The 23,240-nt window shown below is 70.9% G+C and carries 23 protein-coding genes; 8 read left to right on the plus strand and 15 right to left on the minus strand.

Translation table 11 applies throughout. The features are described 5' to 3' along the window. Positions 1-22: 22 nt before the first annotated feature. The 7 genes from DDE18_RS15080 to glnA form a co-directional block, all read right to left on the minus strand. Positions 23-604: a putative glycolipid-binding domain-containing protein gene (locus DDE18_RS15080; protein WP_116573078.1), complete on the minus strand. Its 582-nt coding sequence runs from the start codon at positions 602-604 to the stop codon at positions 23-25. 312 nt (positions 605-916) lie between these two features. Beyond that, positions 917-2,032: a TolB family protein gene (locus tag DDE18_RS15085; protein WP_116573079.1), complete on the minus strand. Its 1,116-nt coding sequence runs from the start codon at positions 2,030-2,032 to the stop codon at positions 917-919. Next, positions 2,025-2,522, minus strand: coding sequence for an RNA polymerase sigma factor (locus DDE18_RS15090; protein WP_116573251.1), 498 nt, complete (start codon positions 2,520-2,522; stop codon positions 2,025-2,027). The genes DDE18_RS15085 and DDE18_RS15090 overlap by 8 nt, the downstream gene beginning before the upstream one ends. A gap of 362 nt (positions 2,523-2,884) precedes the next feature. Further along, positions 2,885-4,282: an amidohydrolase family protein gene (locus DDE18_RS15095; RefSeq protein ID WP_133241231.1), complete on the minus strand. Its 1,398-nt coding sequence runs from the start codon at positions 4,280-4,282 to the stop codon at positions 2,885-2,887. Between the two features lie 5 nt (positions 4,283-4,287). Next, on the minus strand, positions 4,288-5,145 hold the full coding sequence (locus DDE18_RS23020; protein ID WP_165821182.1) for a hypothetical protein: 858 nt from the start codon (positions 5,143-5,145) through the stop codon (positions 4,288-4,290). Further along, positions 5,142-5,648 (minus strand): SigE family RNA polymerase sigma factor, encoded by a 507-nt coding sequence (locus tag DDE18_RS15110; RefSeq protein WP_116573083.1) that lies wholly within the window; start codon positions 5,646-5,648, stop codon positions 5,142-5,144. The genes DDE18_RS23020 and DDE18_RS15110 overlap by 4 nt, the downstream gene beginning before the upstream one ends. A gap of 883 nt (positions 5,649-6,531) precedes the next feature. Further along, positions 6,532-7,959, minus strand: a complete 1,428-nt coding sequence (gene glnA / locus DDE18_RS15115) for a type I glutamate--ammonia ligase (RefSeq protein ID WP_116573084.1) — start codon at positions 7,957-7,959, stop codon at positions 6,532-6,534. Between the two features lie 200 nt (positions 7,960-8,159). On the opposite strand from glnA, the gene DDE18_RS15120 reads away from it, so the two are divergent. The 3 genes from DDE18_RS15120 (at position 8,160) to DDE18_RS15130 (ending at position 10,231) form a co-directional block, all read left to right on the plus strand. After that, positions 8,160-8,930 carry an SCO4651 family lipoprotein gene (locus tag DDE18_RS15120; RefSeq protein WP_133241232.1) on the plus strand — a complete coding sequence of 257 codons (771 nt, stop codon included), beginning with the start codon at positions 8,160-8,162 and terminating at the stop codon, positions 8,928-8,930. Then, positions 8,923-9,336, plus strand: coding sequence for an RDD family protein (locus DDE18_RS15125; RefSeq protein ID WP_116573086.1), 414 nt, complete (start codon positions 8,923-8,925; stop codon positions 9,334-9,336). The genes DDE18_RS15120 and DDE18_RS15125 overlap by 8 nt, the downstream gene beginning before the upstream one ends. Positions 9,337-9,397: 61 nt before the next feature. Beyond that, positions 9,398-10,231: an SCO4651 family lipoprotein gene (locus tag DDE18_RS15130; protein WP_116573087.1), complete on the plus strand. Its 834-nt coding sequence runs from the start codon at positions 9,398-9,400 to the stop codon at positions 10,229-10,231. A 104-nt stretch (positions 10,232-10,335) separates the two neighbouring features. On the opposite strand, the gene DDE18_RS15135 is transcribed toward DDE18_RS15130, so the two are convergent. From DDE18_RS15135 to lipB, 3 genes are read right to left on the minus strand one after another with little or no spacing between them, the layout of a single operon-like run. After that, entirely contained in the window at positions 10,336-11,040 is a 705-nt protein-coding gene (locus DDE18_RS15135; RefSeq protein WP_116573088.1) for a DUF4191 domain-containing protein, read from the minus strand. A 38-nt stretch (positions 11,041-11,078) separates the two neighbouring features. Continuing rightward, complete coding sequence (lipA, locus tag DDE18_RS15140; RefSeq protein WP_116573252.1) at positions 11,079-12,026, minus strand: lipoyl synthase; 948 nt, start codon at positions 12,024-12,026, stop codon at positions 11,079-11,081. Positions 12,027-12,036: 10 nt separating this feature from the next. Then, positions 12,037-12,798 (minus strand): lipoyl(octanoyl) transferase LipB, encoded by a 762-nt coding sequence (gene lipB, locus DDE18_RS15145; protein ID WP_116573089.1) that lies wholly within the window; start codon positions 12,796-12,798, stop codon positions 12,037-12,039. Positions 12,799-12,890: 92 nt separating this feature from the next. Here lipB and DDE18_RS15150 point away from each other — a divergent pair, with 92 nt between their 5' ends. Next, positions 12,891-13,412, plus strand: a complete 522-nt coding sequence (locus DDE18_RS15150; protein ID WP_133241233.1) for a hypothetical protein — start codon at positions 12,891-12,893, stop codon at positions 13,410-13,412. Here DDE18_RS15150 and DDE18_RS15155 read toward each other — a convergent pair. From DDE18_RS15155 to lpdA, 4 genes are all read right to left on the minus strand, one after another. Next, the gene (locus DDE18_RS15155; protein ID WP_116573091.1) at positions 13,387-14,124 is read right to left on the minus strand and encodes an SDR family oxidoreductase; all 738 of its coding nucleotides are present in this window, start codon (positions 14,122-14,124) and stop codon (positions 13,387-13,389) included. The two genes, DDE18_RS15150 and DDE18_RS15155, sit on opposite strands and share 26 nt — an antisense overlap. 25 nt (positions 14,125-14,149) lie before the next feature. After that, positions 14,150-15,040 carry a TIGR01777 family oxidoreductase gene (locus DDE18_RS15160; protein WP_116573092.1) on the minus strand — a complete coding sequence of 297 codons (891 nt, stop codon included), beginning with the start codon at positions 15,038-15,040 and terminating at the stop codon, positions 14,150-14,152. Positions 15,041-15,171: 131 nt separating this feature from the next. Continuing rightward, positions 15,172-17,028 carry a 2-oxoglutarate dehydrogenase, E2 component, dihydrolipoamide succinyltransferase gene (gene sucB, locus DDE18_RS15165; protein WP_116573093.1) on the minus strand — a complete coding sequence of 619 codons (1,857 nt, stop codon included), beginning with the start codon at positions 17,026-17,028 and terminating at the stop codon, positions 15,172-15,174. 53 nt (positions 17,029-17,081) lie between these two features. Then, positions 17,082-18,458 carry a dihydrolipoyl dehydrogenase gene (gene lpdA, locus DDE18_RS15170; RefSeq protein WP_245916732.1) on the minus strand — a complete coding sequence of 459 codons (1,377 nt, stop codon included), beginning with the start codon at positions 18,456-18,458 and terminating at the stop codon, positions 17,082-17,084. Positions 18,459-18,561: 103 nt separating this feature from the next. Between lpdA and DDE18_RS15175 the strand changes: the two genes are divergently transcribed. Beyond that, on the plus strand, positions 18,562-18,924 hold the full coding sequence (locus tag DDE18_RS15175) for a hypothetical protein (protein ID WP_116573095.1): 363 nt from the start codon (positions 18,562-18,564) through the stop codon (positions 18,922-18,924). Positions 18,925-18,961: 37 nt separating this feature from the next. Here the strand turns inward: DDE18_RS15175 and DDE18_RS15180 are convergent, their stop codons facing one another. Beyond that, positions 18,962-20,479 (minus strand): leucyl aminopeptidase, encoded by a 1,518-nt coding sequence (locus tag DDE18_RS15180; RefSeq protein WP_116573096.1) that lies wholly within the window; start codon positions 20,477-20,479, stop codon positions 18,962-18,964. Positions 20,480-20,534: 55 nt separating this feature from the next. Between DDE18_RS15180 and gcvT the strand changes: the two genes are divergently transcribed. The 3 genes from gcvT (at position 20,535) to DDE18_RS15195 (ending at position 23,240) form a co-directional block, all read left to right on the plus strand. Beyond that, on the plus strand, positions 20,535-21,656 hold the full coding sequence (gene gcvT / locus DDE18_RS15185; protein ID WP_116573097.1) for a glycine cleavage system aminomethyltransferase GcvT: 1,122 nt from the start codon (positions 20,535-20,537) through the stop codon (positions 21,654-21,656). Continuing rightward, positions 21,656-21,907, plus strand: a complete 252-nt coding sequence (locus DDE18_RS15190) for a hypothetical protein (protein WP_342748953.1) — start codon at positions 21,656-21,658, stop codon at positions 21,905-21,907. Before gcvT ends, DDE18_RS15190 begins: the two co-directional genes overlap by 1 nt. Before the next feature lie 85 nt (positions 21,908-21,992). Then, positions 21,993-23,240 carry an SfnB family sulfur acquisition oxidoreductase gene (locus tag DDE18_RS15195; RefSeq protein ID WP_116573098.1) on the plus strand — a complete coding sequence of 416 codons (1,248 nt, stop codon included), beginning with the start codon at positions 21,993-21,995 and terminating at the stop codon, positions 23,238-23,240.

Below are 23,240 nucleotides of genomic sequence, written 5' to 3' on the forward strand. Positions count from 1 at the left end.
GCCGGGGTGGGCGGCCGGTGGGTCAGTCCACGCGGGAACCGACGCGGGGGTAGTCCAGCACGAGTCCGTGTTGGTCGTAAGTCAGCCGGCAGGCGAAGTCGAACGTGGGGCAGTCATAGTCGAAGAGCTCCCGCCCGCCGTCGTCCTCCAGCCGGGTGTACTCCTGCTCGATGCGTTGGACATTGAGGTCCTCACCGCGGACATATGCCGCCGGGGCAGTCGCGGTCGCACCGACCGGCAGCACGAGCCGGTGTACCGGGAAGGTGTTGGTCAAGCACGAGGTTTCGATGTCGACGTCGGGGCAGCCGTCGAGCCAGGGAGAGGGGATGCCATCGACAGTCCAGTGACCCGCACCGTCGGATTCCAGCACAACGCGGCCGTGACCTGCGCGGGAGATGTTACGCACCTCGGCGCGACGGGTTCGCCACCCGCCGTCCACCTCGATGTGGTACTCGACCACGAGGGGGACGCCGTCCTCGACGGCGGCCGTGGTGCCGTGGACGCGGTACCCGTCGCTGCTGCGCTGCACGAACACGACCTCGAAGCCCACACGTTCGGGGTGGTGGCGCCAAGCGGCCCACGGCGGCAGCTCCGAGAAGGCCATGCGAACATCCTGTCACGGTGAGCGGTCGGCTAGGCACGGCGGCGAGGTCGCCGGGTACCGGGGACCCGAGATCGCGCGGGCGGTCGCGGTCGCTCTCACCGAGCCCTCAGGGCAGCATGGTGCACCGAACCTGGCGCATCACTTCGCCGCGAGTGACTGTCAAGGCGAGCGTCGCGAGCCCGACGCTGTGGCTCGTCCCGGCGCCCCACGAACGGTGGCCGTTAGGGGATCCGCTTGCGGCACAGCGACCGCGCGGATCGCGGCATGAGTGTGCGCATGCCTCGTGTCGGATTGCGCTGCCTGCCTGGCTGGTCAGTGATCGAGCGGGAGTGGGTTCCAGGGCCCGGAGACGCCGTGGTTGAACTCGGTGGCGTTCGTGCCGTCTGCGTCGGCGATCACAAGGCTGCCACCCCGCGTGAAGGAAATGCGGGCGCCGTCCGGCGACCACGCGGGGAGTCCTCCACCGGTGTCTGATCCATCGGCGCCTCCTCCACCGGTGATCCGGGTGAGTCCCGAGCCGTCGACCCCAATGATCGAGATCCCCGCTTGCCCCACATCGCCGGCGACCATCAACCGCCTGCCGTCCGGTGACCAGGCCAGATCACGGATGTGCCCAGCCTCGTTCCACTCGTCGGACACGACCCGAATGTCGGTCCCATCTGACTTCATCACCCGCAGGATGTGACTGTGGTCACCCGCGCCGGTGAAGTACGCGATCCGTGTCCCGTCGGGGGAGATCACCGCGTTGTACACCTCGTTCCCGGCGGGTAGCAGTATCTCGGGCGTTCCTCCGTCGGAATCGACGGAGAGGATCCCACCCTCGCCATAGCCGGAGTAGATGACCTGGGAGCCGTCGGGAGAGAAGGACCCGTCTAGGAATCTGTCCGCCTGCGCGATGCGCCTTTCGGTTCCGTCGGCGTTCAGCACCACGAGTTCGACGTGAGGCATGCCCAGGGGCTCGGCCGGGGAGCGCGGCACGATCCGACGGATCAGCAGCTTCTTGCCGTCGCGCGACCACTCCAGGGGCTCTTCGTCATCTCCATCAGTCACCTGGATGGATGGCTCGGGGCTGTCGGGCGCTGCCGGGTTCACGGCCCAGATCCCGGAGCGCCCCGGATCGCTGTAGACAATCCATCCGTGGATAGAGGCAAAGCAGTTCGGCCTAGGGGTCAGGCAGGACACGTCGTCCGCCTGCTCGATCTCCTGCTCGATGGGGTCGACCGGGGACGGGCTTGTCTGTCGGTCCCGATCGGCGACCTGGGTAACGCCGACACCAGCCACGACCGCGACAGCAACTACCGCAGCGAGGATTCCGGTCCGGCGGACCGCGACACGTCGGCGGGCGCGGCGTTCCAGGTCGTCGAAGGCAGGCATCGGGGTGGAGTCTTCGATGTGGGCGCCCAGCTCACGTAGCTTCTGGTCAGACATGGTGCACCTCCGATCGGTCCGAAAGGACTTGGGCGAGGGCGGCGCGCCCCCGCGAAAGCCGTGCCTTGACGGTCCCGGGCGGGACGTCGAGGGCAGCGGCGATCTCGTGCACCGGCAGATCGGCGAGATGGTGCATCGCGATCGCCTCCCGCTGCGCCGGTGGCAGCTGCTTGAGTGCAGCCATCAGGGCCACGTGGTCGGGGGAGAGGTCGGGGATGGTGGACGGCCCGGCCAGCCGCGGTGCCAGGCCGGCGTACCTCTTCAGCCGCTTCCAGCGGCTTCGCGCGATGTTGACCGCGACGCGGCGTAGCCACGCCTCCGGGTTGTCAACACGGCGGAACTTGGCTCCCTGTGCGATCGCCCGGACGAAAGCTTCCTGGACGACCTCCTCGGCCACCGAAACGTCGCCACCGCACGGCCCGACGAGCTGGACGACCAGCCGCCGGTAGGACGCCTGGTAGACCTCGCGTACGAACCCTTCGTTCGTCATCGCGGCCCTGCCCATCCGTGCGGCCCATCCGCACCCTCACCAAATACGACCTCCGGGCTCGGGGTCTGGTTGCACACGCCGCCGAAAGGCCCACAGCCCGCTTCGCCACCACGGCCCCTTCGAGCATGGTCGCGCAGACACGCAAGCGCTGTCATCGGCACGAGTGCGCACTATCGGCGGCATGTCCGTGCGTCTGTCGAGGCGATCCGCAGAGCCCGTCGCGCTGCCTGTGGCGTAGTGACTGCGTTGGGCGTCGATCCGCTTCGAGGACCGCCTGGAGAACGCAGGCAGGCCCGCGCATGCCGCCGGAGGCCACAGGCCACGCGTGTGGACGTCTCGGGACTGATCCCGGCATCCGTGCACTACTCCTCGAAGAGGGTGCATCCCTCGGCGACGCAGTGTGCGACCTCGCCGCCGATGATCGTGGCCAGCGGGCGGTTGGTGGCGAGGCCGACCTCCGGGTCGGGGTCGAGCGGATCGGCCGTGAGCACGAGGAGGTCGGCGTGGCGGCTCGGCGTGAGGGAGCCGACGTCTTCGGAGAGGCCCATTGCGGCCGCGGCATCGGACGTGAGGAGCCGGAGCGCGTCGAGGACCGGGAGCGTCTTCCGGCTGGCCCAGAGCTCGGGGTGGCATACCGAGCCGTCGGGGTTTGCGTAGCCGCCGGTGACGATCGCGTACGCCTGCTGCAACGGGTTGCCCGGGATCCACGGTCCGTCGCCGTGCCAGGCCCACGTCAGGCCGGGGTTGGCCGCGAGCAGCGCCGGCCAGTCCTCGACCCGGGCGATCGCCACAGGCGGCATGGTCGAGATCCAGCCCTCGGTCGCGACGGTGGGGTCGCAGCCGTTGGACCACGGCATCAGCTGCACCGCTGCAGCCAGCCCGAGCTCGGCGTACCTGGCGAGTGACCGGCGGGGCAGCAGCGCCGCGAGGCTGTTGTGGTCGATGCGGTGTGCCTGGGTCAGCTCGCCGGCATTCTCGTAGCCGTCGAGCGCCGTGTCGATGGCTACATCGCCGATGGCGTGCACCACGACCGCACCCCCGGCGGCGTCGGTGCGCCGTACGACGTCCGCGATCTGGTCGGCGGAGGCGAACAGGTCGCCGTGGCCCACCCAGCCGTTGTCCTTCATCTCCCGGGGAGCGTCGTCGCGGTACTCGAACGACACCGCAGGCGCTCCGCACGAACCGCCGTCGGCGAAGACCTTGACGCCGCCGATCGACAGCGGCCGGTCGAGATCGACGCCGAACTCCTGGGCGAAGGTCCAGGCCTCGCCGACGACCTCGCCGCAGTTATCGTTCCACGACAGGTAGAGCACGGTGCGCACGCGCAGCTCGTCATCGGCTGCGAGCGACTCGAAGGCACCGAGCTGGTTCGGCAGGACGGTCGGCATGCCAGCGGTGGTGATGCCCGCCGCGAGCAGCTCGGTCTGGCCCTCCAGCATCGCGGCCCGGTCTGGGGCGATCTCCTGCATCAGGTGGGTGTGCGTCTCCACGACGCCCGGTATGACCGTGCGCCCGTCGAGATCCACCACGCGGGTGCCGTCGTCGGCGAGCGCCAGGACGTCGACCTCGGAGCCGACGGCGGTGACCTTCCCATCGGCGACGGCCACGGCCTGGACCGTGGTCGCGTCGTCGTCCATCGTGAGAATCTGCCCGCCGTGCAGCACCAGGTCGGGGGCGGGCCGGTCGTCGGATCCGCGACATGCGGAGGCGCTCAGGAGGGCGAGACCCGCCATGACCGCCACTGCGGTGGAGCGTCTCATCTGGCCTACTCGGTCACGAAGGTGATCGACTCTCGGGCCCGGTCGGCTTGGGCGATCAGATCCTCGGGGGCGCTCCCGGTGTGGAACATGTCCACGACCACATTGGTGCCGTCCACGTCCACCACCCAGAAGTCCACCCTGACGGTCCTCAGAGCCCGCCCAGGAGGCGAGTCGAAGTAGCTGATGCCGCGGTCCTCTGCCACCAGGTAGGCGTTGCCTTCGGTGGTGCCGTCGCAGAAGGCGTCGACCTTCACCGCCCCGTGGATCGCGCTGTGCCCGAACGCCTCGGTGGGAGTGGGCCGCTCGACGACGGTGGAACCGGGCATTGCGGCGAGTTGCGCAGCCAGCTGCTGCTGACCCGCAGCTGCCGGCTTGTGACCGGCCTGCATCCGGCACCCGCCCGCGACCGCTCCGGGCCGGTACACGCCGATTCCGGCGAAGTCCTCGTCGACCCTGGCCACCGGGTGGTTCGAGGCCTGCCAGTTCGAGCCATCGATCGTGAGGTCGGCCTCGATCACCTCGCCCGCATCGGTGGTGCCCACGTGGATCCGGTAGGTGCCGGGATCGGCGCTCCCCTGGTCGAAGTCGGTCCAGCTTGGCGGGGCCGCTGCCTCGGCAGGCTCGCTCGGCTGGCCGACAACGTCCGGGCTCGAGTCGACCTGGTCGTCGCCGAGCTGCGTGGCCCCGTAGATGCCGCCGCCGATCAGCAGCACTGCCGCGGCGGCAAGGCCGATCCTCGTGCCGTTCCGCCGGCGCAGGCGGTCCTCGCCGCCACTGACCATGCCTTCGATGTCGGGTGTGGGTGTCGCACGCATTTCCGCCTCCTGGCTGAGCACCGCTCGGAGCTCGTCTTCGAGATTCATGACTCCATCGCCTCCCCGACACCCGACGCGGCCAGAGCCCGCCGGAGAGCCTTCATGGCCGCCGACGCCTGTGACTTCACAGTGCCGGGCGCGCACCCGAGAACTTCCGCGATCTGTACTTCCGTGAGGTCCTCGTAGTAGCGCAGGACGATCACGGCCCGCTGCCGCACCGGCAGCGCACACACCAACGGCCAGAGCAACGACCGGTCGACGACGCCGACCTCCACCGACTCCCCCGCGGCCTCTGGCATCGGATCCGACAGCACCTCGCGCAGCCAGGCCCTCCGGCTGCTCGACACCACCGCGTTGGCCAGCATGCGGCGCACGTACGCCTCTGGGTGCTCCATGCGGCTGATCCGTGCCCAGCTGACGTACGCCTTCTCGAGCGTGGTCTGGAGCATGTCCTCGGCCGCCGTGGGCGACGCCGTCAGCAGATATGCCAGGCGGTAGAGCGACTGCCACCGCGCGGCCACGAAGTCGACGAAGTCCTGCTCCGTGGTCATCGTTCACCCCGCTTCGTGGTCACACTCCTGTAACGCGAATGGTGATCGATCCGGTTCGTCCGCACGGGAGTTTCGTTCTTGCAATGCCTTGCCCAGGCGTCCCGCCATGCCTAGAGCCACCGTCTTCCTCGGCGGAGAACGGCCCGCGGGCTGCGATCCTCTGGACACGAAGTCGTCGCGTTGGTGCGTAAATCCCGCCCGCCGCCGACGTCGTGGACTACGTGCACGCCGTCGGCCTCGCTCCCGCGAACTGCGCGCCAGGCACCCCGGAAGGCTGGACACCGATGTGTCCGCTCATCTGCATGACCGAGCACTCCTCGCGGCCAGCCTTCGCCGCAATGAGCAAGGGATTCGGCCGAGTTCAGCCATACGATTTGCTGGGCACGGCTCTAAGAAGAGATCAAGGGCGCCGGCTGCGCCGGCGCCGCCGGGTCCCGCGCTCCCGGCGTGCGGCCTGGCGGCCGGTCCCTTCGCGCACCCCGCGGCCACGTTCGACGCGGGGCCTGGTTCCTGCGAGAGAATGCCCGGCATGAGCGCCTGGGGAGGAACTTCTCCGATGACACCGCTTGCGACATTCGCAGCGACTACCGCGAGCTGCTCGAGGACGGAGTGGACGATTCCGAGGCCGAACGTCGGAGCCTGCAAGATACGCACAGCTCCCGCCGCGGATGACGCTGATCATCAGGCATCGATCTACACCGCCTGGCGGGGCCTACAGACGGCTCTCGACAACCGGTTGGCGGGCCTGACCGCCGTCGGTGGTTACACGCTGGGTACACAGGCCAACGACGAACGACCCCTGACCGCGAAAGCCTTCGATAGACGTTTTCGCAGGTCAGGGGCCGTTTCAGGCACCTATCCGCAGGTCACGAGGACCCCGGAATCAGATGTCGTAGTAGAGCTCGAACTCGTGCGGGTGCGGGCGCAGCTGCACGGGGGCGATCTCGTTCTCGCGCTTGTAGTGGACCCAGGTCTCGATCAGGTCGGGCGTGAACACGTTCCCCGCGGTGAGGAAGTCGTGGTCGGCCTCGAGGGCGTCGAGGACGGCGCCCAGCGAGGTGGGGACCTGGTCGATCTCGGCCATCTCGTCCGGCGGCAGCTCGTAGATGTCCTTGTCGATCGGCGCGGCCGGCTCGATCTTGTTCTGGACGCCGTCGAGGCCCGCGAGCATCAGCGCCGAGAAGGCGAGGTAGGGGTTCGCCGACGGGTCGGGGAAGCGGGTCTCGATGCGCTTGGCCTTCGGGTTCGCGCCCGTGATCGGGATGCGGACCGACGCGGAGCGGTTGCGCGAGGAGTAGACCAGCGAGATCGGGGCCTCGTAGCCGGGGACCAGGCGGTGGTAGGAGTTCACCGTCGGGTTGGTGAAGGCCAGCAGCGCGGGGGCGTGCTTGAGGATGCCGCCGATGTACCAGCGGGCCAGGTCGGAGAGGCCGCCGTAGCCGGTCTCGTCGTAGAACAGCGGCGAGCCGTCCTTCCACAGCGACTGGTGGACGTGCATGCCGGAGCCGTTGTCACCGAAGATCGGCTTGGGCATGAAGGTGACCGACTTGCCCTGGTGCCAGGCCGTGTTCTTGATGATGTACTTGAACTTCATGACATCGTCGGCGGCCTTGAGCAGGGTGTCGAACCGGTAGTTGATCTCGGCCTGGCCGGCGGTGCCGACCTCGTGGTGGCCGCGCTCGACCTGGAGGCCGCTGGCCTCGAGGTTCTTCACCATGTCGTCGCGCAGGTCGCTGTAGTGGTCGTAGGGCGCGACGGGGAAGTAGCCACCCTTGAAGCGGGTCTTGTAGCCCAGGTTGGGGGTGTTCGGGTCTTCCTTGCCCGAGTTCCACCAGCCCTCGATCGAGTCGATGTGGTAGAAGCCCTCGTTCGGGCCCGTGGAGTAGCGCACGTTGTCGAAGATGTAGAACTCGGCCTCGGGCGCGAAGAACGCGGTGTCCGCGATGCCGGTCGACTCGAGGTAGGCGAGCGCCTTCTTGGCGATGTTGCGCGGGTCGCGCGAGTAGGGCTCACCGGTGATCGGGTCGTGGATGAAGAAGTTCACGACCAGCGTCTTCGCGCTGCGGAAGGGGTCGATGAAGGCGGTGGTCGGGTCCGGGAACAGCGACATGTCGGACTCGTTGATGGCCTGGAAGCCGCGGATCGAGGAGCCGTCGAAGCCGAGGCCGTCCTCGAAGACCGACTGGTCGAAGGACGAAACCGGCACGGTGAAGTGCTGCATGATGCCGGGCAGGTCGCAGAAGCGGACGTCGACCATCTCGACGCCCTCGTCCTTGATGAACTTGAGCAGCTCATCGCTGTTGTTGAACATTCGTCCTCCTTGGCAGCGGCAGGTGCTCGCGTGCCCAAGCTGGTGGCGGTGGGGTGGCGCCTCGTTGCACCGGGTCTGCGCGAACGTAGTCACGCGCAGTTTCTTGACCGTATCCCGATTGTTTCGTGCGTGTAACAGATGCCCGAGCACCGAGAGGCCGGTCCGCGCCCAGTATGGGCCACCCCGTTATGGTCGCCGCCATGTCTCAGCACAGGAAGACGGGCCAGCTCTCGTGGCGGCGCCTCACCGTCCTGCTCGCGAGCGGGGTCACCGTGCTCGCCGGGTGCAGCGACGGCGGCGAGGACCCCACGTCGTACGACGAGGGGTCGCCGCTCGCGTCCGTCGTCGCGGCGGTCGAGGGTGCGGGCAGCGTCCACCTCTCGCTCGGCACGCAGACCCGCAGGGGAGAGGTCGAGATGGACGTCACTTGGGAGGACGAGGACGCCTTCCGGGCCGTCGCCGGCACGGGTACGGCGAGCCGGCTCGACGTGCGGCGGGTGGACGACAAGGTCTACGTCGGCGGCGAGGCCGTCGGGCTGCAGTGGACCTACCTGGAGGTCGACGACCCGCGGCTGCAGGGCGAGGGCGGCTTCGACGCGGGCCCGGTGCCGGTGCTGCTCGCCGTCGACGTCCCGGGAGAGCTCGAGGCGCTCGCCGCGGCCGTGCAGGAGACCAGGGATCTGGGGGAGGAGCAGGTCGAGGGCGTGACGGCGAAGCACCTCGAGCTCACGGTCGACTCGAAAGCCTGGCAGGCCGAGCTGCCGGAGGAGTCCATGCACGCGCAGATGGACCTCCCCGAGACCGTCACCATGGACCTGTGGGTCGACGAGCAGGACCTGCCCGTCCGCTGGGACTACGAGGGACAAGGATCAACAGAGGGCGGGAAGGACGACACCGCCCGCCTCTACTTCACGGGCTGGGGCGACCCGGTCGAGGTGAAGGTGCCGGGAAGGGCGCAGCCCGTTGAGTGAGAGCCGCTCCCCGGGCACGCCTCTCGAGACCGCCAGCTGGGGCCGGCGGATCCTCGCCCTCGCGGTCGACTGGTTCGCCTGCATCCTCGTCGTGATGCTCCTCCTCGGCTTCGAGGGCTGGCGCGACGATCCGCGCTCCGGGCTCTACACGCTGCTGCTGCTCGTCGTGGAGTCCGCGGTCGGCACCGCGGTCGCCGGGGGCTCGTTCGGCAAGCTGGCGACCCGGCTCCGCGTCGTACGCGTCGACGACCCGTCACGCCCCGTCGACCTGCTCCGCGCACTGCTGCGCAGCGCGATGGTCGCGGTGGTCATCCCGCCGCTGGTGGCCCGGCCGGACGGCCGTGGGCTACACGACATGGTCGCCGGCACGATGACCGTGACGCTGGCGGACCTGAAGTCTCGCTGAACTGACCGGCGACTGGGCGTTTCTGGTGTTTCGGGCTTGCCCGGCAGGGCAGGCTGGGCGCATGCGTACTCACCTGAAGCGCCGCCTCGCCGCGGCCGTCGTCCTCCCGGTCCTGCTCGCCACCGGCGCCTGCGGGGGCGGGAGCGAGGAGCCCGAGTCCTCCTCCGAGTCGACCACCGACAGCACCTCCTCCTCGGAGGAGACCGAGACCGAGACCGAGTCCGAGGAGCCGGAGGCCGCCGAGGGCGAGTCCGTCGAGCCCGCCGAGTTCACCGCGGACATGTCGGAGGGGATGGAGTCCCTCACCACCGCCCGCACCTCGATGACCGTCGAGGGCCAGACCGGGATGAGCATGGAGGGCGTCGTCGACTACACCGGCGACAGCCCGGCGATGGAGGCGACCATGGAGGCCGCCGGCATGCCCGAGGGCGGCATGGAGATGATCCTGCTCGACGGGATCATGTACATGAGCGCGCCCGGCCAGGGCGGCAAGTACATGCGCCTCGACCTCAACGACCCCAACAGCCCGCTCGCCCAGATGGGCCTCGGTGGCCTCTCAGAACAGCTGGACATGCGCAAGGCGATGGAGTCCTACTCCGCCGGCCTCACCGGCGTGACCTACCTCGGCGAGGAGGACGTCGAGGGCGAGTCCCTCGAGCACTACGAGATCGAGTTCGACCCCTCGAAGGTGGACTCGCTCAAGCAGCTGCCGCCCTCGGCCGCCGAGCAGATGACCTACGACGCGTGGTTCGACGACGACCACGTGATGCGCCAGATGGTCATGGAGATGCCGCAGGGCCTCGGCACGATGACGATGAAGATCTACGACCTCGGCACCGAGGTCGACATCCAGGCACCGCCGAAGTCGCAGGTCATGGAGATGCCGAGCAGCTGACGGCCGCCTTCACCGAGCACGACGCCCGGCCAGCCCCCGAGATCGGGGGAGTCTGGCCGGGCGTCGCTGCGTTCTCGGCGTACGCCGGGTGAGGGGGAGGTGGGTCAGCGACCGCGCAGGTTGCCGCGCATACCCTTCATGCTCGTCGGCACCGGACCCTTGGGGAGCGGCACGTTGGGCCGGACCGAGTCGATGGCCTTGAGGCGGTTGACCACGTCGGTGATCTCGGCGGGCTTGACGCTGCGGCCGAGCTTGGTGACATGGCGGACCAGCTTGGGCAGCGGGACCTGGCCCTCGTCGTTGCCGACGATGACCTCGTGCACCGGCACGTCGGAGACGACGCGCTCGTGGCGGCGGCGCTCGGTTGCGAGCAGCTGCTTGACCCGGCCCGGATTGCCCTCGCCCACCAGGACGATGCCGGGCGGGCCGACGACACGGTGCACGACGTCCTGCTGCTTGTTGAAGCCGACGGCGGGGTAGGTCTTCCAGCCGCGCTTGAGCAGCGTCAGCGCAGAGGCGGCGGCACCGGTCTGGCCCTCCATCTGGCCGAAGGCGGCGCGCTGGGCGCGGCGGCCGAAGACGATCAGGGCGAACAGGACACCGAGGAGGAAGCCGCCGAGGCACGAGAAGACCCACTGCAGCAGGCCCTGCCCGGGGAGCAGCCACATGCCGAAGAAGCCCAGGAGGGCGCCGAGGACGAACGCGCCGAGCGTCCAGAGGCCGAGCCGTCGGTCGGTCTTCTTCGCCATCCGATAGGTCTGGACGAACTGGGCGCGACGGCTGCTGGGCGGGGTGACGGGGGTCGACATGGTGCCTCTTCTAGCGGGTCCGACGGGAAGGGAGCGGTTCAGGCCGTGGCGACGACGCCCGCGCGGGCGTCCATGGCCTGACGGTACAGCCGCCCGGCGCGGTAGGACGACCGGACCAGCGGACCGGACATCACGCCGGAGAACCCGATCTCGTCGGCCTCGGCCTTGAGCTCGACGAACTCCTCCGGCTTCACCCACCGCTCGACCGGGTGGTGGCGCAGGCTGGGGCGGAGGTACTGCGTGATCGTGACCAGCTCGCAGCCGGCCCCGTGGAGGTCGCGCAGCGCCTGGCTGACCTCCTCGCGGGTCTCGCCCATGCCGAGGATCAGGTTGGACTTGGTCACCAGGCCGAAGTCGCGGGCCTGGGTGATCACGTCGAGCGAGCGCTCGTAGCGGAACGCCGGGCGGATGCGCTTGAAGATCCGCGGCACGGTCTCGACGTTGTGCGCGAGCACCTCCGGACGGCTCTCGAAGACCTCCTGGAGGAGCTCCGGCTTGCCGTTGAAGTCGGGGATGAGGTTCTCCACGCCCGTGTCGGGGTTGAGCTCGTGGATGGCACGCACCGTCTCGGCGTACAGCCAGGCGCCGCCGTCGGGGAGGTCGTCGCGGGCGACGCCGGTGATCGTGGCGTACTTGAGCTGCATCTTCTGCACCGACTCGGCCACGCGCCGCGGCTCGTCACGGTCGAGGGGCTGCGGCTTGCCGGTGTCGATCTGGCAGAAGTCGCAGCGGCGGGTGCATTGGTCGCCGCCGATGAGGAAGGTGGCCTCGCGGTCCTCCCAGCACTCGAAGATGTTGGGGCAGCCCGCCTCCTGGCAGACGGTGTGCAGGCCCTCGGACTTCACCAGGCCCTGGAGCGCGGTGTATTCCGGACCCATCTTCGCGCGGGTCTTGATCCACTCCGGCTTCCGTTCGATCGGGGTCTCCGCGTTGCGGACCTCGAGGCGGAGCAGCTTGCGACCATCGGCAGAGGGGGCGGAACTCACCTGGGTCACTCTACGCGCGGGCGGTGGGGGCCCCAACTCGGCTCGGCTCGCCGCCGGGCCGGATCAGCTCGATACGCGGCGCGTGGGTGGGCTCGGGCTTGGGGTCGTAGTCGGGAGTCCGCTCGTACGGCGCCCATGCGAGGTAGGTGCGCAGGTGCTTCTCGACGATCGGGAGCACCTCGGAGACGGTCACGCGGCGGCCGAGCTCGAGGCTCAGGTTGGTGACTCCCGCGTCGGCGATGCCGCAGGGGACGAACCGGTCGTACCACCCCATGTCGACGTCGCAGTTGAGCGCGAAGCCGTGCATGGCGACCTTCTGGCTGACCCGGATGCCGATGGCCGCGACCTTCCGCTCCGGCCTGGTGGCGCCCTCGCGCAGCCACACGCCGCTGCGGCCGGGGACCCGCGCCGCCTCCACGCCGAGCTCGGCGCAGGTCTGGATCAGCGCCTCCTCGAGGCGACGGACGTAGTCGACGACGTAGACGTGCTCGGGAAGCGCGACGATCGGGTAGCCCACCAGCTGGCCGGGGCCGTGGAAGGTGATCTTGCCGCCACGGTCGACGTCGATGACCTGGGCACCACCGGGGTCGACGGGCCGCTCGTGCGGGTCGGTGCGCTTGCCCGCGGTGAAGACCGGCGGGTGCTCGAGCAGCAGCACGGTGTCCTCGCGGGTCCCGGCCACCACCTCGGCGTGCAGCTCGCGCTGGAGCTCCCAGGCGGCGAGGTAGTCGACGGCGTCGTCGCCGAGCCCGGCGACCTCGAAGTGCAGCATGCCCGCGAGCCTACGCCGGCGCCCCCGGCCTCCTGATGGAGCCTGTGGATGGCGGCCGACGGTCGCGGCCGAACTCGGACATCGTGGTGTCCGTGGACCCGCGCCGACTCCTGCCCGTGCTCGCCTTCGTCGCCGTCATCTCCGTGGTGGCGTGCCTGACGGCCGTCCTCGTCTCCCGGGACCGGCCTGCCGCCACGGCCGCCTCGCCGCCAGGGCCCTCGCCCCGCGTCGTACTGGCCCGCTGGGACGCACGACGGTCAGCGGCCTGGGCCGCCGGCGACATCGCCGCGCTGCGGCGGCTCTACGCCCCGGGGTCGGAGGCCGGGCGGGCCGACGCGCGGATGCTGCGGTCGTACGCCGCGCGCGGGCTGCGAGTCGAGGGACTGACGACGCAGGTGCTCTCGCTGAGGGTCGCGTCGCGCACGGACACGCGGCTCTCGCTCGTCGTCACGGACCGGGTGGCCGGGGGAGAGGCAGTGGGGGCCGCCGGGTCGACGCCCCTCCCGGTCGACCGGGCGACGACCCGGGAGGTCGAGCTGCGGCTGGTCGAGGGTGAGTGGGTGGTGGCGGAGGCCCGGGACGCCGGAGTCATGCCTGCGCGAGCCACTCGCTGAAGGTGATGCGTCCCCGCGGTCCTGCGTGGCGCGGCAGCAGGCCGTCGCCGGCCATCTGGCGGCCCACCTCGCCGGGCAGGGGCATGGGCACGACCGGCCGCCGCTGCCCCCGCGCCTTCACGATGCGGCGGGCGAGCTCGGGCATCTCGTGCACCTCGGGGCCGGCCATCTCGTCGGTCATGCCCCGGGCGGGCCCCTCGGCGAGGTCGACGAGGTGGGCGGCGACCTCGCTCGCCGCGACGGTCTGGCTGCGCATCCGGGGGACGAGGGCGACAGGTCCCTTGATCCGGTCGAGCAGCTGGCCGGGGAACTCGTGGAACTGCGTCGCCCGCAGCACCGTGGCCGGGATCGGACCCGCGAGCACGAGCTCCTCCTGCCGGCGCTTGCCGAGGTAGTAGCCGAAGTCGACCCGGTCGATGCCGACGATCGACAGGGCGACGTGGTGCCTCACCCCGGCGGCCTCCTCGGCGGGAAGGAGGTGGTGGGCGGCCTTCTCGAAGAACTCCCGCGACGCCTTCGCCGACAGGGTCTGCAGGTTGCTCACGTCGATGACCGCCTCGACGCCGGCGAGCGCCTGGGCGATGCCGGTGCCGGTGGTCAGGTCCTGCCCGGTCGACCGGGCGAGGACGACCGGCTCGTGTGCGCGCTGCTCCAGCTCCGAGACGACGTGCCTGCCGACGACGCCGGTCCCTCCCGCGACTGCGATCCGCATGGTCCTTGTCTAGCGCATCGCGCGGTCAGGCGAGCGCGGTGGCGAGCACGTCCCGCACGTCCTGGTCCTGGAAGTCGTAGCCGGCGCGCTCCAGGGCGGCCGGACGGGCGTTGACCGAGCTGAGCAGCGCGGACGCCATCGGGCCAGTGGCCTTCTCGAGCACCAGCCGGGGAGCGGCCAGGAACGACGGCCGCCCCAGCGCCTGGGCGAGCGCCCGGGTGAACTCTGCGTTGGTCGGCGGCTCCGGGCAGCAGATGTTGAACGGGCCCGACACGTCGTGCGACTCCGCCAGGAAGGCGACCGCGCCGACCCAGTCGCGCAGCGACACCATCGGCATGTGCTGGGAGCCGTCGCCCAGGCGTGCGCCCAGGCCCAGCCAGAAGAGTGGGCGGAGCTGGCGCAGCGGGGGTGACATGCGGTCCATCACGGGTGCGCTGCGCAGCACACAGACCCGGGCGCCGGTCTCGGCGGCGGGCTCCGTGGCCGCCTGCCAGGCATGGGTGACGCGGGTGAGGAACGCGTCACCGCGGCTGTCGGAGGCTTCGGTGACCTGCTCGCTGCCGTGGTCGCCGTAGTAGGAGATCCCGTTGCCGGCCAGCAACGCCGGCTTCCGCTCGCCCGCGGCGATCGTGCCGGCCAGCACCCGGGTCGTGACGACCCGGCTCTGCAGCACCTGCTCGGCCCACTTCCGGGAGTGGACGTTGCCGACCAGCGGCGCGCCGGCCAGGTTGACCACGACGTCCGCAGCCTCGATCACCTCGGCGTCCAGCTGACCGGCGTACGGGTCCCACTGCGACTCGTGGGCGTCGCGCGCCGGGCCGCGCACCAGCGCCGTCACCTCGTGGCCGTGCACCCGGAGGTGGTCGGACAGGTGGCTCCCGAGGAACCCGGACGCTCCGGCGATGACGACGCGCATGCTGCCAACGTACTAGGGCCGAGTCGGCCCATCTGCTCACGGAAATTGCGCCGAGTCGGCGCATCTGCCGCAGGTGTGCGTGCAGATGCGCCGACTCGACGGGGTCAGCGTGTGCAGATGAGCCGACTCGATCAGACCTCGAAGGAGGCGGTCTCGAGGCGCTGCTTGACCTCGCGCAGGAAGCGGCCGGCGTCGGCGCCGTCGACCAGGCGGTGGTCGTAGGTGAGCGCCAGGTAGACCATGTAGCGCACGGCGATGGTCTCGCCGAGGTTCGGGTCGTCGATGACGACCGGGCGCTTGACCACGGCACCGGGACCGAGGATCGCCACCTGCGGCTGGTTGATGATCGGCGTGTCGAAGAGCGCGCCGAAGCTGCCGAGGTTGGTGATCGTGAAGGTGCCGCCCGACAGGTCGTCCGGCGTGATCTTGTTGTTGCGGGTGCGGTCGGCGACGTCCGCGATCTTCTTGGCCAGGCCGGCGATGGACAGGTCACCGGCGTCCTTCACGACCGGGGTGAGCAGGCCCTTCTCGGTGTCGACCGCGAACGCGATGTTCTCGCGGTCGAAGTAGGTGACCTCGCCGGCCTCGGTGTTGAGGTTGGCGTTGAGCTTGGGGTGCTGCTTGAGCGCGTCGATCGCGGCCTTCGCGAAGAACGGCAGGTAGGTCAGCTTGACGCCCTCGCGGGCCTGGAAGTCGGCCTTCACGGCGTCTCGCAGGCGGGCGATGTTGGTGACGTCGACCTCCATCACCTGGGTCAGCTGCGCGGAGGTCTGGAGCGACTCGACCATGCGCGTGGCGATCACCTTGCGCAGGCGGCTGATGGGCTCCGTCGTGCCGCGCAGCGGCGACGGGGTGACTCCGGTGGAGGCGGCAGGAGCCGGGGCCGCAGCGGGTGCCGCGGCAGCCGGCGCCGCAGCGGCGGGCTGCTGGGCCTTCGCCGCGGCGTCGAGGACGTCCTGCTTGCGGATCCGACCGCCGACGCCCGTGCCCGAGATCGACGCCAGGTCGACCCCGTGCTGAGCGGCCATCTTGCGGACCAGCGGGGTGACGTAGTTGCGCTGGTCGTCGGCCTCGCCGGCAGGTGCAGCAGGAGCGGCAGCCGGCGCGGCGGGCGCGGCGGGAGCCGGGGCGGCGGGAGCGGGGGCGGCGGCGGGAGCCGCAGCGGCAGGGGCGGGCGCCTGCGCCGCGGGCGCGGCCTCCTGCGCCGGAGCAGGCCCGGCCGGAGCCTCAGCGGCCGGAGCCGCAGGGGCCGGGGCCTCAGGAGCCGGAGCCTCAGGAGCCGGGGCAGCCGGAGCCTCGGCTGCGGCCGGAGCGGCGTCGCCCGAGCCGATGACGGCCAGCTCGGCGCCGACCTCGACGGTCTCGTCCTCGGAGACCTTGATCTCCAGGAGCGTGCCGGCCACGGGCGAGGGGATCTCGGTGTCGACCTTGTCGGTGGAGACCTCCAGCAGCGGCTCGTCGACCGCGACGGTGTCACCGACCTGCTTGAGCCAGCGGGTGACGGTGCCCTCGGTGACGGACTCGCCGAGCGCGGGCAGCGTCACGGGAGTGCCTGAGCCACCGCCGGAGCCACCGCCGGCAGCCGCGGGAGCGGGAGCGGGAGCGGCCTGCTCGGCAGCCGGCTGCTCGGGTGCGGCGGGCGCCTCGGGAGCAGCCTCCTGCGAAGGTGCGGCGGGTGCCTCGGCAGCAGGTGCTTCCTGGGGGGCGGACTCGGCGGGGGCCTCGGCCGCGGGAGCCGCGCCGCCCTCACCGGCGTCACCCACGAGCGCCAGCACGGCGCCCACCTCCACGGTGTCGTCCTCGTTCGCCTTGATCTCCAGCAGCGTGCCGGCGACGGGCGAGGGGATCTCGGTGTCGACCTTGTCGGTGGAGACCTCCAGCAGCGGCTCGTCGACCGCGACGGTGTCACCGATCTGCTTGAGCCAGCGGGTGACTGTGCCCTCGGTGACGGATTCGCCGAGTGCGGGGAGGGTGACTTCGGAGGCCATGGGCATTCCTTCGGTGTCGTGTCGTGTGGAGATGTCGTGTGTCGGGCTTGGGGTCAGGCGTGGGCGTGCAGGGGCTTGCCGGCGAGCGCGAGGTGTGCCTCGCCGAGCGCCTCGTTCTGGGTGGGATGGGCGTGGACGAGTGGGGCCACGTCGTCGGCGTGTGCCTCCCAGCCGTAGATCAGCTGGGCCTCGCCGATCAGCTCGCCGACCCGGTCGCCGACCATGTGGACGCCGAGCACGGGGCCGTCCTTGCGGCTGACGAGCTTGACGAAGCCCTGGGTGTTGAGGATCTGGCTCTTGCCGTTGCCGCCGAGGTCATAGGTCAGGGTCTCGACCTCGTCACCGTACTGCTCGCGGGCGGTCGCCTCGTCGAGGCCGACGGAGGCGATCTCGGGGTGGCTGTAGGTGACGCGCGGGATGCCGGCCTCGTCGATGGGGCGCGGGTCGAGGCCCGCGATCTCCTCCGCGACGAAGATGCCCTGCTGGAATCCGCGGTGGGCCAGCTGCAGGCCCGGCACGATGTCGCCCACGGCGTACACGCCCTCGACGCTGGTGCGGCACCGCACGTCGGTGACCACGAAGCCACGGTCGAGGGTGATGCCCTGCTCCTCGTAGCCCAGGCCTGCGGTGGAGGGGCCGCGGCCGACCGCGACGAGCAGCAGCTCGGCCTCGAGGACGTCGCCGCCCTCGACGGTCACCGCGACGCCGGTGTCGGTGGCCTTGACGCTCTGGAACGGCGTGCCGGTGCGGAAGGCGATGCCGCGCTTGCGGAACGCGCGCTCGAGGACCTTCGAGGAGGCCTCGTCCTCCGCGGCGACGAGCCGGGGGAGCGCCTCGACGATCGTGACGTCGGCACCGAAGGACTTCCACACGCTGGCGAACTCGCAGCCGATGACTCCGCCACCGAGGACGATCACCGAGGCGGGCACGCGGTCGAGCGTGAGCGCGTGCTCGGAGGTGATGACGCGCTCGCCGTCGACGTCGAGGCCGGGGAGGCTCTTGCTGTAGGAGCCCGAGGCGAGGACGACGTGGCGACCGGTGTACGCCGTGCCGTCGACCGTGACCTCGCGGGGGCCGGTGAGCCGGCCCTCACCCTCGATGACCGTGATGCCGCGGGACTTGATCAGGCCGCTCAGGCCCTTGAAGAGCCGGGAGACGACGCCGTCCTTGTAGGCGTTGACGCCGGCCATGTCGACACCCTCGAGGGTGGCGTTGATGCCGAACTGCGTCGCGTCGCGAGTGGAGTCGGCGACCTCGGCCGCGTGCAGGAGCGCCTTGGTCGGGATGCAGCCCACGTGGAGGCAGGTGCCGCCGAGGTTGCCCTTCTCGACGAGCCCGACGCTGAGGCCCAGCTGGGCCGCCCGGAGTGCACAGGCGTAGCCCCCCGAACCCGCCCCGAGGATGAGTACGTCGAAGCTGCCGTCCGCCACGCCTGTCCTTCCGCTGGTCACCGATCGAGCCGCGGCCCATCCTTGCACTCTTTGTGGGCCTGTCCACACCGGGTCATCTGGAGTGGCCCGGCACAATGTCGCCATGGGACTGCTCGACCGCTTCCGTCGCTCCGGACGCATGCGCAAGCCGGCCCGGGACGCGATGCGGACCGGATCGACGAGTGTGCGCGCCTCCGACCCCGCCGATCTGCGGCACCTGGCCGAGTGGGTCGCGTCCCGCAGGGGCGTCGAGGGGTTCGTCGAACCTCGCACCGCAGTGAGCGACGTGACCCTGCTGCTGGTCGCCCACGACGGCGAGTGGACCCGTCGCCGCGTGCCGAGCGTGAAGTGGGCGCACGACTTCTGCAACAAGCACCGCGTGCCGTCCTACGACGCGGCCCTCGTCGGCGTGCCGCAGCGGATGCGGGACTACAACAGGCGACGGAAGCTGAACGGCGAGATCTAGGTCTCGATACGGGTCTCGATACGCTCGCTGGCGCTCGCTACTCGACCAGCGATAGTGCGCGGATCAGCTCGACGAGTGTCGGGACGCCGAAGCCGGTGCCGCCCGGCGGGACGTGGCCGTAGGCGGCGCCGGAGTTCATCTCCTTGCCGGCGATGTCCAGGTGCGCCCAGGGCAGGCCGCCGGTGAACTCGCGCAGGAACGCCGTGGCGTAGAGACCACCGCCCCAGCGCACCCAGTCGTGCTGGAGCAGGTCGGCGACCTTCGAGGCGCGGATGCGCTCGGACATCTCCTCCGGGATGGGCATCCGCCAGTGCGCCTCGCCGGCTCGCTCGCCGGCGGCCAGCACCTCGGCAACCATCTCGTCGGTGCCCATGACCGCGCTCACCCGGTCGCCCAGCGCGACCTGCATGTGCCCGGTCAGGGTGGCGACGTCGACGAGCACGTCGGGCTCCCCCTCGGTGGCCATCACCATCGCGTCGGCGAGCAGCATCCGGCCCTCGGCGTCGAGGTTGGCCAGCTCGACGGTGGTGCCCCCGTACATCGTCACGACGTCGCCCGGGCGTGGGCCGCTGCCCGAGATCATGTTCTCGGCCATCGGCACGAACGCCGTGATCCGCAGCGGCAGGTCGAGGCGGGCGGCCGCGAAGACGGCCTGCACCACGGCGGCGCCGCCGCCCATGTCGGCCTTCATCTCAAGCATGCTGGAGGAGGGCTTGATGGTGAGGCCGCCGGAGTCGAAGGTGATGCCCTTGCCGACCAGGGCGAGGTGGCGGGTGGCGGCCTTCGGTGACCACGTCAGCTTGACCAGCCGGGCGGGGGCGGCGGAGCTGCGGCTGACGCTGAGGATGCCGCCACAGCCCAGCTCGGCGAGCTGGTCCTCGTCGAGCACCTCGAGGCCCACCTTGGGTGCGCCACGGCCCTTCGTGAGCTCCTTGTGCGCAGCGGCGACGGCGTCCGCGAAGGCCGGCGGGGTGAAGTCAGCCGGCGGCATGTTGACCCAGTCCCGCGTGGTGGCGACCGCAGCCGCGACCACCTGCGCGGCCTCGAAGGCGGCCGTGGCCTCCTTCTGCCGCGCGACGGGCGAGAGGACGACGACCTCACCGGCTGCCGGAGCCGCTTCGCTGCTCGACTTGTAGCGGGTGAACGTGTAGCCGCCCAGCAGGTGGCCCTCCGTGACAGCCGCGACGAGCGAGGGCGTCTCTGACGGCAGGGCCAGCGCCACGGAGGCCGCGTTCGGCACGCTGCGGGCGGCGACGCCGGCGGCGCGTCGTACGGCGGTCGCGTCGGGCCCGCCGTCCCGGGCCGGCCCGAGCCCGACCAGCACCAGCAGCGGCGAGCCGAGGACGCCGTTCGTCGGGATGCGGGCTACGTCGCCGGCCTTGCCGGTCACGCCCATCGTCGCGAGCAGCGGGCGCAGCTTGCGCCCGTAGACGGCCGCCACGTCGGCACCCGCGGCGCAGAGCTCGGGACCGCCGTCGCCGGCCAGCACGCCCACGACCACGGCATCGGCGCGGGTCTTGGCGGGACTGGCGCTGCGGAGCGTGTACGTCGTCATTCGGCGCATGTTAGGCGAGTCAGCCGCCCCCGGCCGCTGCGGTAGGTTGCGGCGCATGGTCGACGAGTCCCTCAAGCGATCCCCCCTGCACGACCGCCACGAGGCGCTGGGCGCCAGGTTCGCGGAGTTCGGCGGGTGGCTGATGCCGCTGGAGTTCTCCGCCGGCGTGGTCAAGGAGCACACCGCGGTCCGCGAGGCCGTCGGCGTCTTCGACGTCAGCCACCTCGGCAAGGCGATGGTCACCGGGACCGGTGCCGCGGCGTACGTCAACGACACGCTGACCAACGACCTGCGCAAGATCCACCCGGGCAAGGCGCAGTACACGCTGTGCTGCGACGAGCAGACCGGCGGCATCGTCGACGACCTGATCGCCTACTACCAGGACGACGAGCACGTGCTGCTCGTCCCGAACGCCGCCAACACCGCGGAGGTCGTGCGCCGGCTCCGGGAGCAGGCCCCCGACGGGGTGCAGGTCACCGACCACCACGACGACTACGCCGTGCTCGCGGTGCAGGGCACGAAGTCCGACGAGGTGCTGGCGAAGGTCGGCCTCCCGGTCGGCCACGAGTACATGTCCTTCGTCGAGGCCGGGCTGCCCGACCTGCTGGGGGAGACCGCCGTCGTGGTGTGCCGCACCGGCTATACCGGCGAGCGCGGCTACGAGCTGGTCGTGCGCAACGACGGCGCCGTCGCCCTGTGGGACGCCATCCTCGCGGCCGGCGAGGAGCACGGGATCCTGCCGTGCGGCCTGGGCTCGCGCGACACGCTGCGCACGGAGATGGGCTACCCGCTCCACGGCCAGGACATCAGCCTCGACGTCACGCCCGTGCAGGCCGGCCTCTCCTGGGCGGTCGGCTGGCAGAAGGACACGTTCTGGGGCAAGGACGCGCTGGTCGCGGAGAAGGAGGCCGGGCCCAAGCGCCGGCTCCGCGGCCTCGTGGCCGTCGAGCGTGGCATCCCGCGACCCGGCATGGGGGTCACGCTGACCCAGGACATCCCGCTGTGCGACATCACCTCCGGCACCTTCTCCCCGACCCTGAAGAAGGGCATCGGCCTGGCGCTCGTGCCGACGATGGTGGCCGACGACGCGCAGGTGGGCGTCGACATCCGGGGCCGCCGCGAGATCTTCCAGCTCGTCGACCCGCCGTTCGTCCACCCCTCGGTGAAGGAGTCCTGATGCTGCCCGACCCGCCGCCCACCTTCCGCCCGCCTGCCCCGCAGGAGCGGCCCTGGCGGTGGCGCCTCGAGGACGCCTCCGGCCAGGAGGTGCGGGTCGAGGGCCACAGTGGCCAGCGGTTCGCGAGCCAGGCGGACGCGGAGTCCTGGGTGGGGGAGATCTGGGCCGAGCTCGCCGAGCACGGTGTCGACGCGGTCACGCTGTTCGAACACGACCGCAAGGTCTACGGGCCGATGTCGCTGCACGCCTGAGGGCGGGCTGCAGGCACACCTCCTCGCCGACACGCCGTACGGCCCTGCGCTGGCAATAGTCTAGTAAATCAGTAGACTTTCTGCCATGAGCAACCTGAGCATCGTCGACGAGCCGACCACAGAGGGCCACGCAGCCCGCATCCGCGACGCCGGGCACGCGCTGGCCGTCGCCACCACCCTCGCCGCCAGGTTCGCCGAGCGCGCCTCGGAGCGCGACCGCGATCGCAGGCTCCCGCACGTCGAGATCGGCCAGCTCGCTGACTCGGGCCTGCTCGCGATCACCGTCCCTGCGGAGTACGGCGGGATCGAGCTGCCGCCGAGCACGGTGGCCGAGGTGCTCGCGCGGCTCGCGGCGACCGACGCCAACATCGCCCAGATCCCGCACAGCCACTTCGTCTACGCCAACCTGCTGCGCGTCGCGGGCTCGGAGGCCCAGCGCGAGCGCCTCTTCAGCGCGCTCCTCGCCGGCAAGGTGATGGCCAACGCCCAGTCGGAGCGCGGCGGCAAGGACGTCACCGACATCGCCACGACGCTCACCGCCGACCAGGACGGCCGACTGCGCCTCGACGGCACGAAGTACTACTGCACCGGCACGCTCTTCGCCGACGTCGTCCCCGTGCTGGCCCGTCTCGACGACCCGCACCAGGCCACCGACATCCCCGAGGGCGACGTGATCGTGCTGCTGCCGGCGGTCGTCGACGGCATCGCGATCCGGGACGACTGGGACGCGGTCGGCCAGCGGTGCACGGCCAGCGGCACCGTCGTGCTGGAGGCCGTGCAGGTCAGCCGGGACTGGGTCGTGCCGCGGCACAGGGCGTTCGACTCGCCCAACGGCTACGGCGCCTTCGCCCAGCTGATGCATGCGGCGATCGACGTCGGCATCGCCCGCGGCGCCCTCGAGGCGGCGGCGGAGTTCGTCCGGACGAGCGCGCGGCCGTGGTTCGAGGCCGAGGTGGAGCGGGCCGTCGACGACCCGCTCACCGTGCAGCGGATGGGGGAGCTCAGTGTCGAGGTGACCGTCGCGGAGGCCGTGCTGGAGCGGGCCGGCCGCGCCGTGGACCGCGTCTTCGACGCGCCGACGGAGGCGCACGCAGTGGCTGCATCCCTCGAGGTGGCCGCAGCCAAGGTAGTCTCCGAGCGCGCGTCGCTGGCGGTCAGCACGGGTCTCTTCGAGGTCGGCGGCACCCGGGCGGCAGCGGGGCGCACGCGCCTCGACCGATTCTGGCGCAATGCCCGCACGCACACCCTCCACGACCCCTCGCGGTGGAAGCTGCAGCACCTCGGGCGACACGTGCTCACCGGTCAGCGCCCGCCGGTCCACGGGGTGATCTGA

It is taken from the genome of Nocardioides gansuensis, assembly GCF_003076135.1.
Classification (GTDB): Bacteria; Actinomycetota; Actinomycetes; order Propionibacteriales; family Nocardioidaceae; genus Nocardioides; species Nocardioides gansuensis.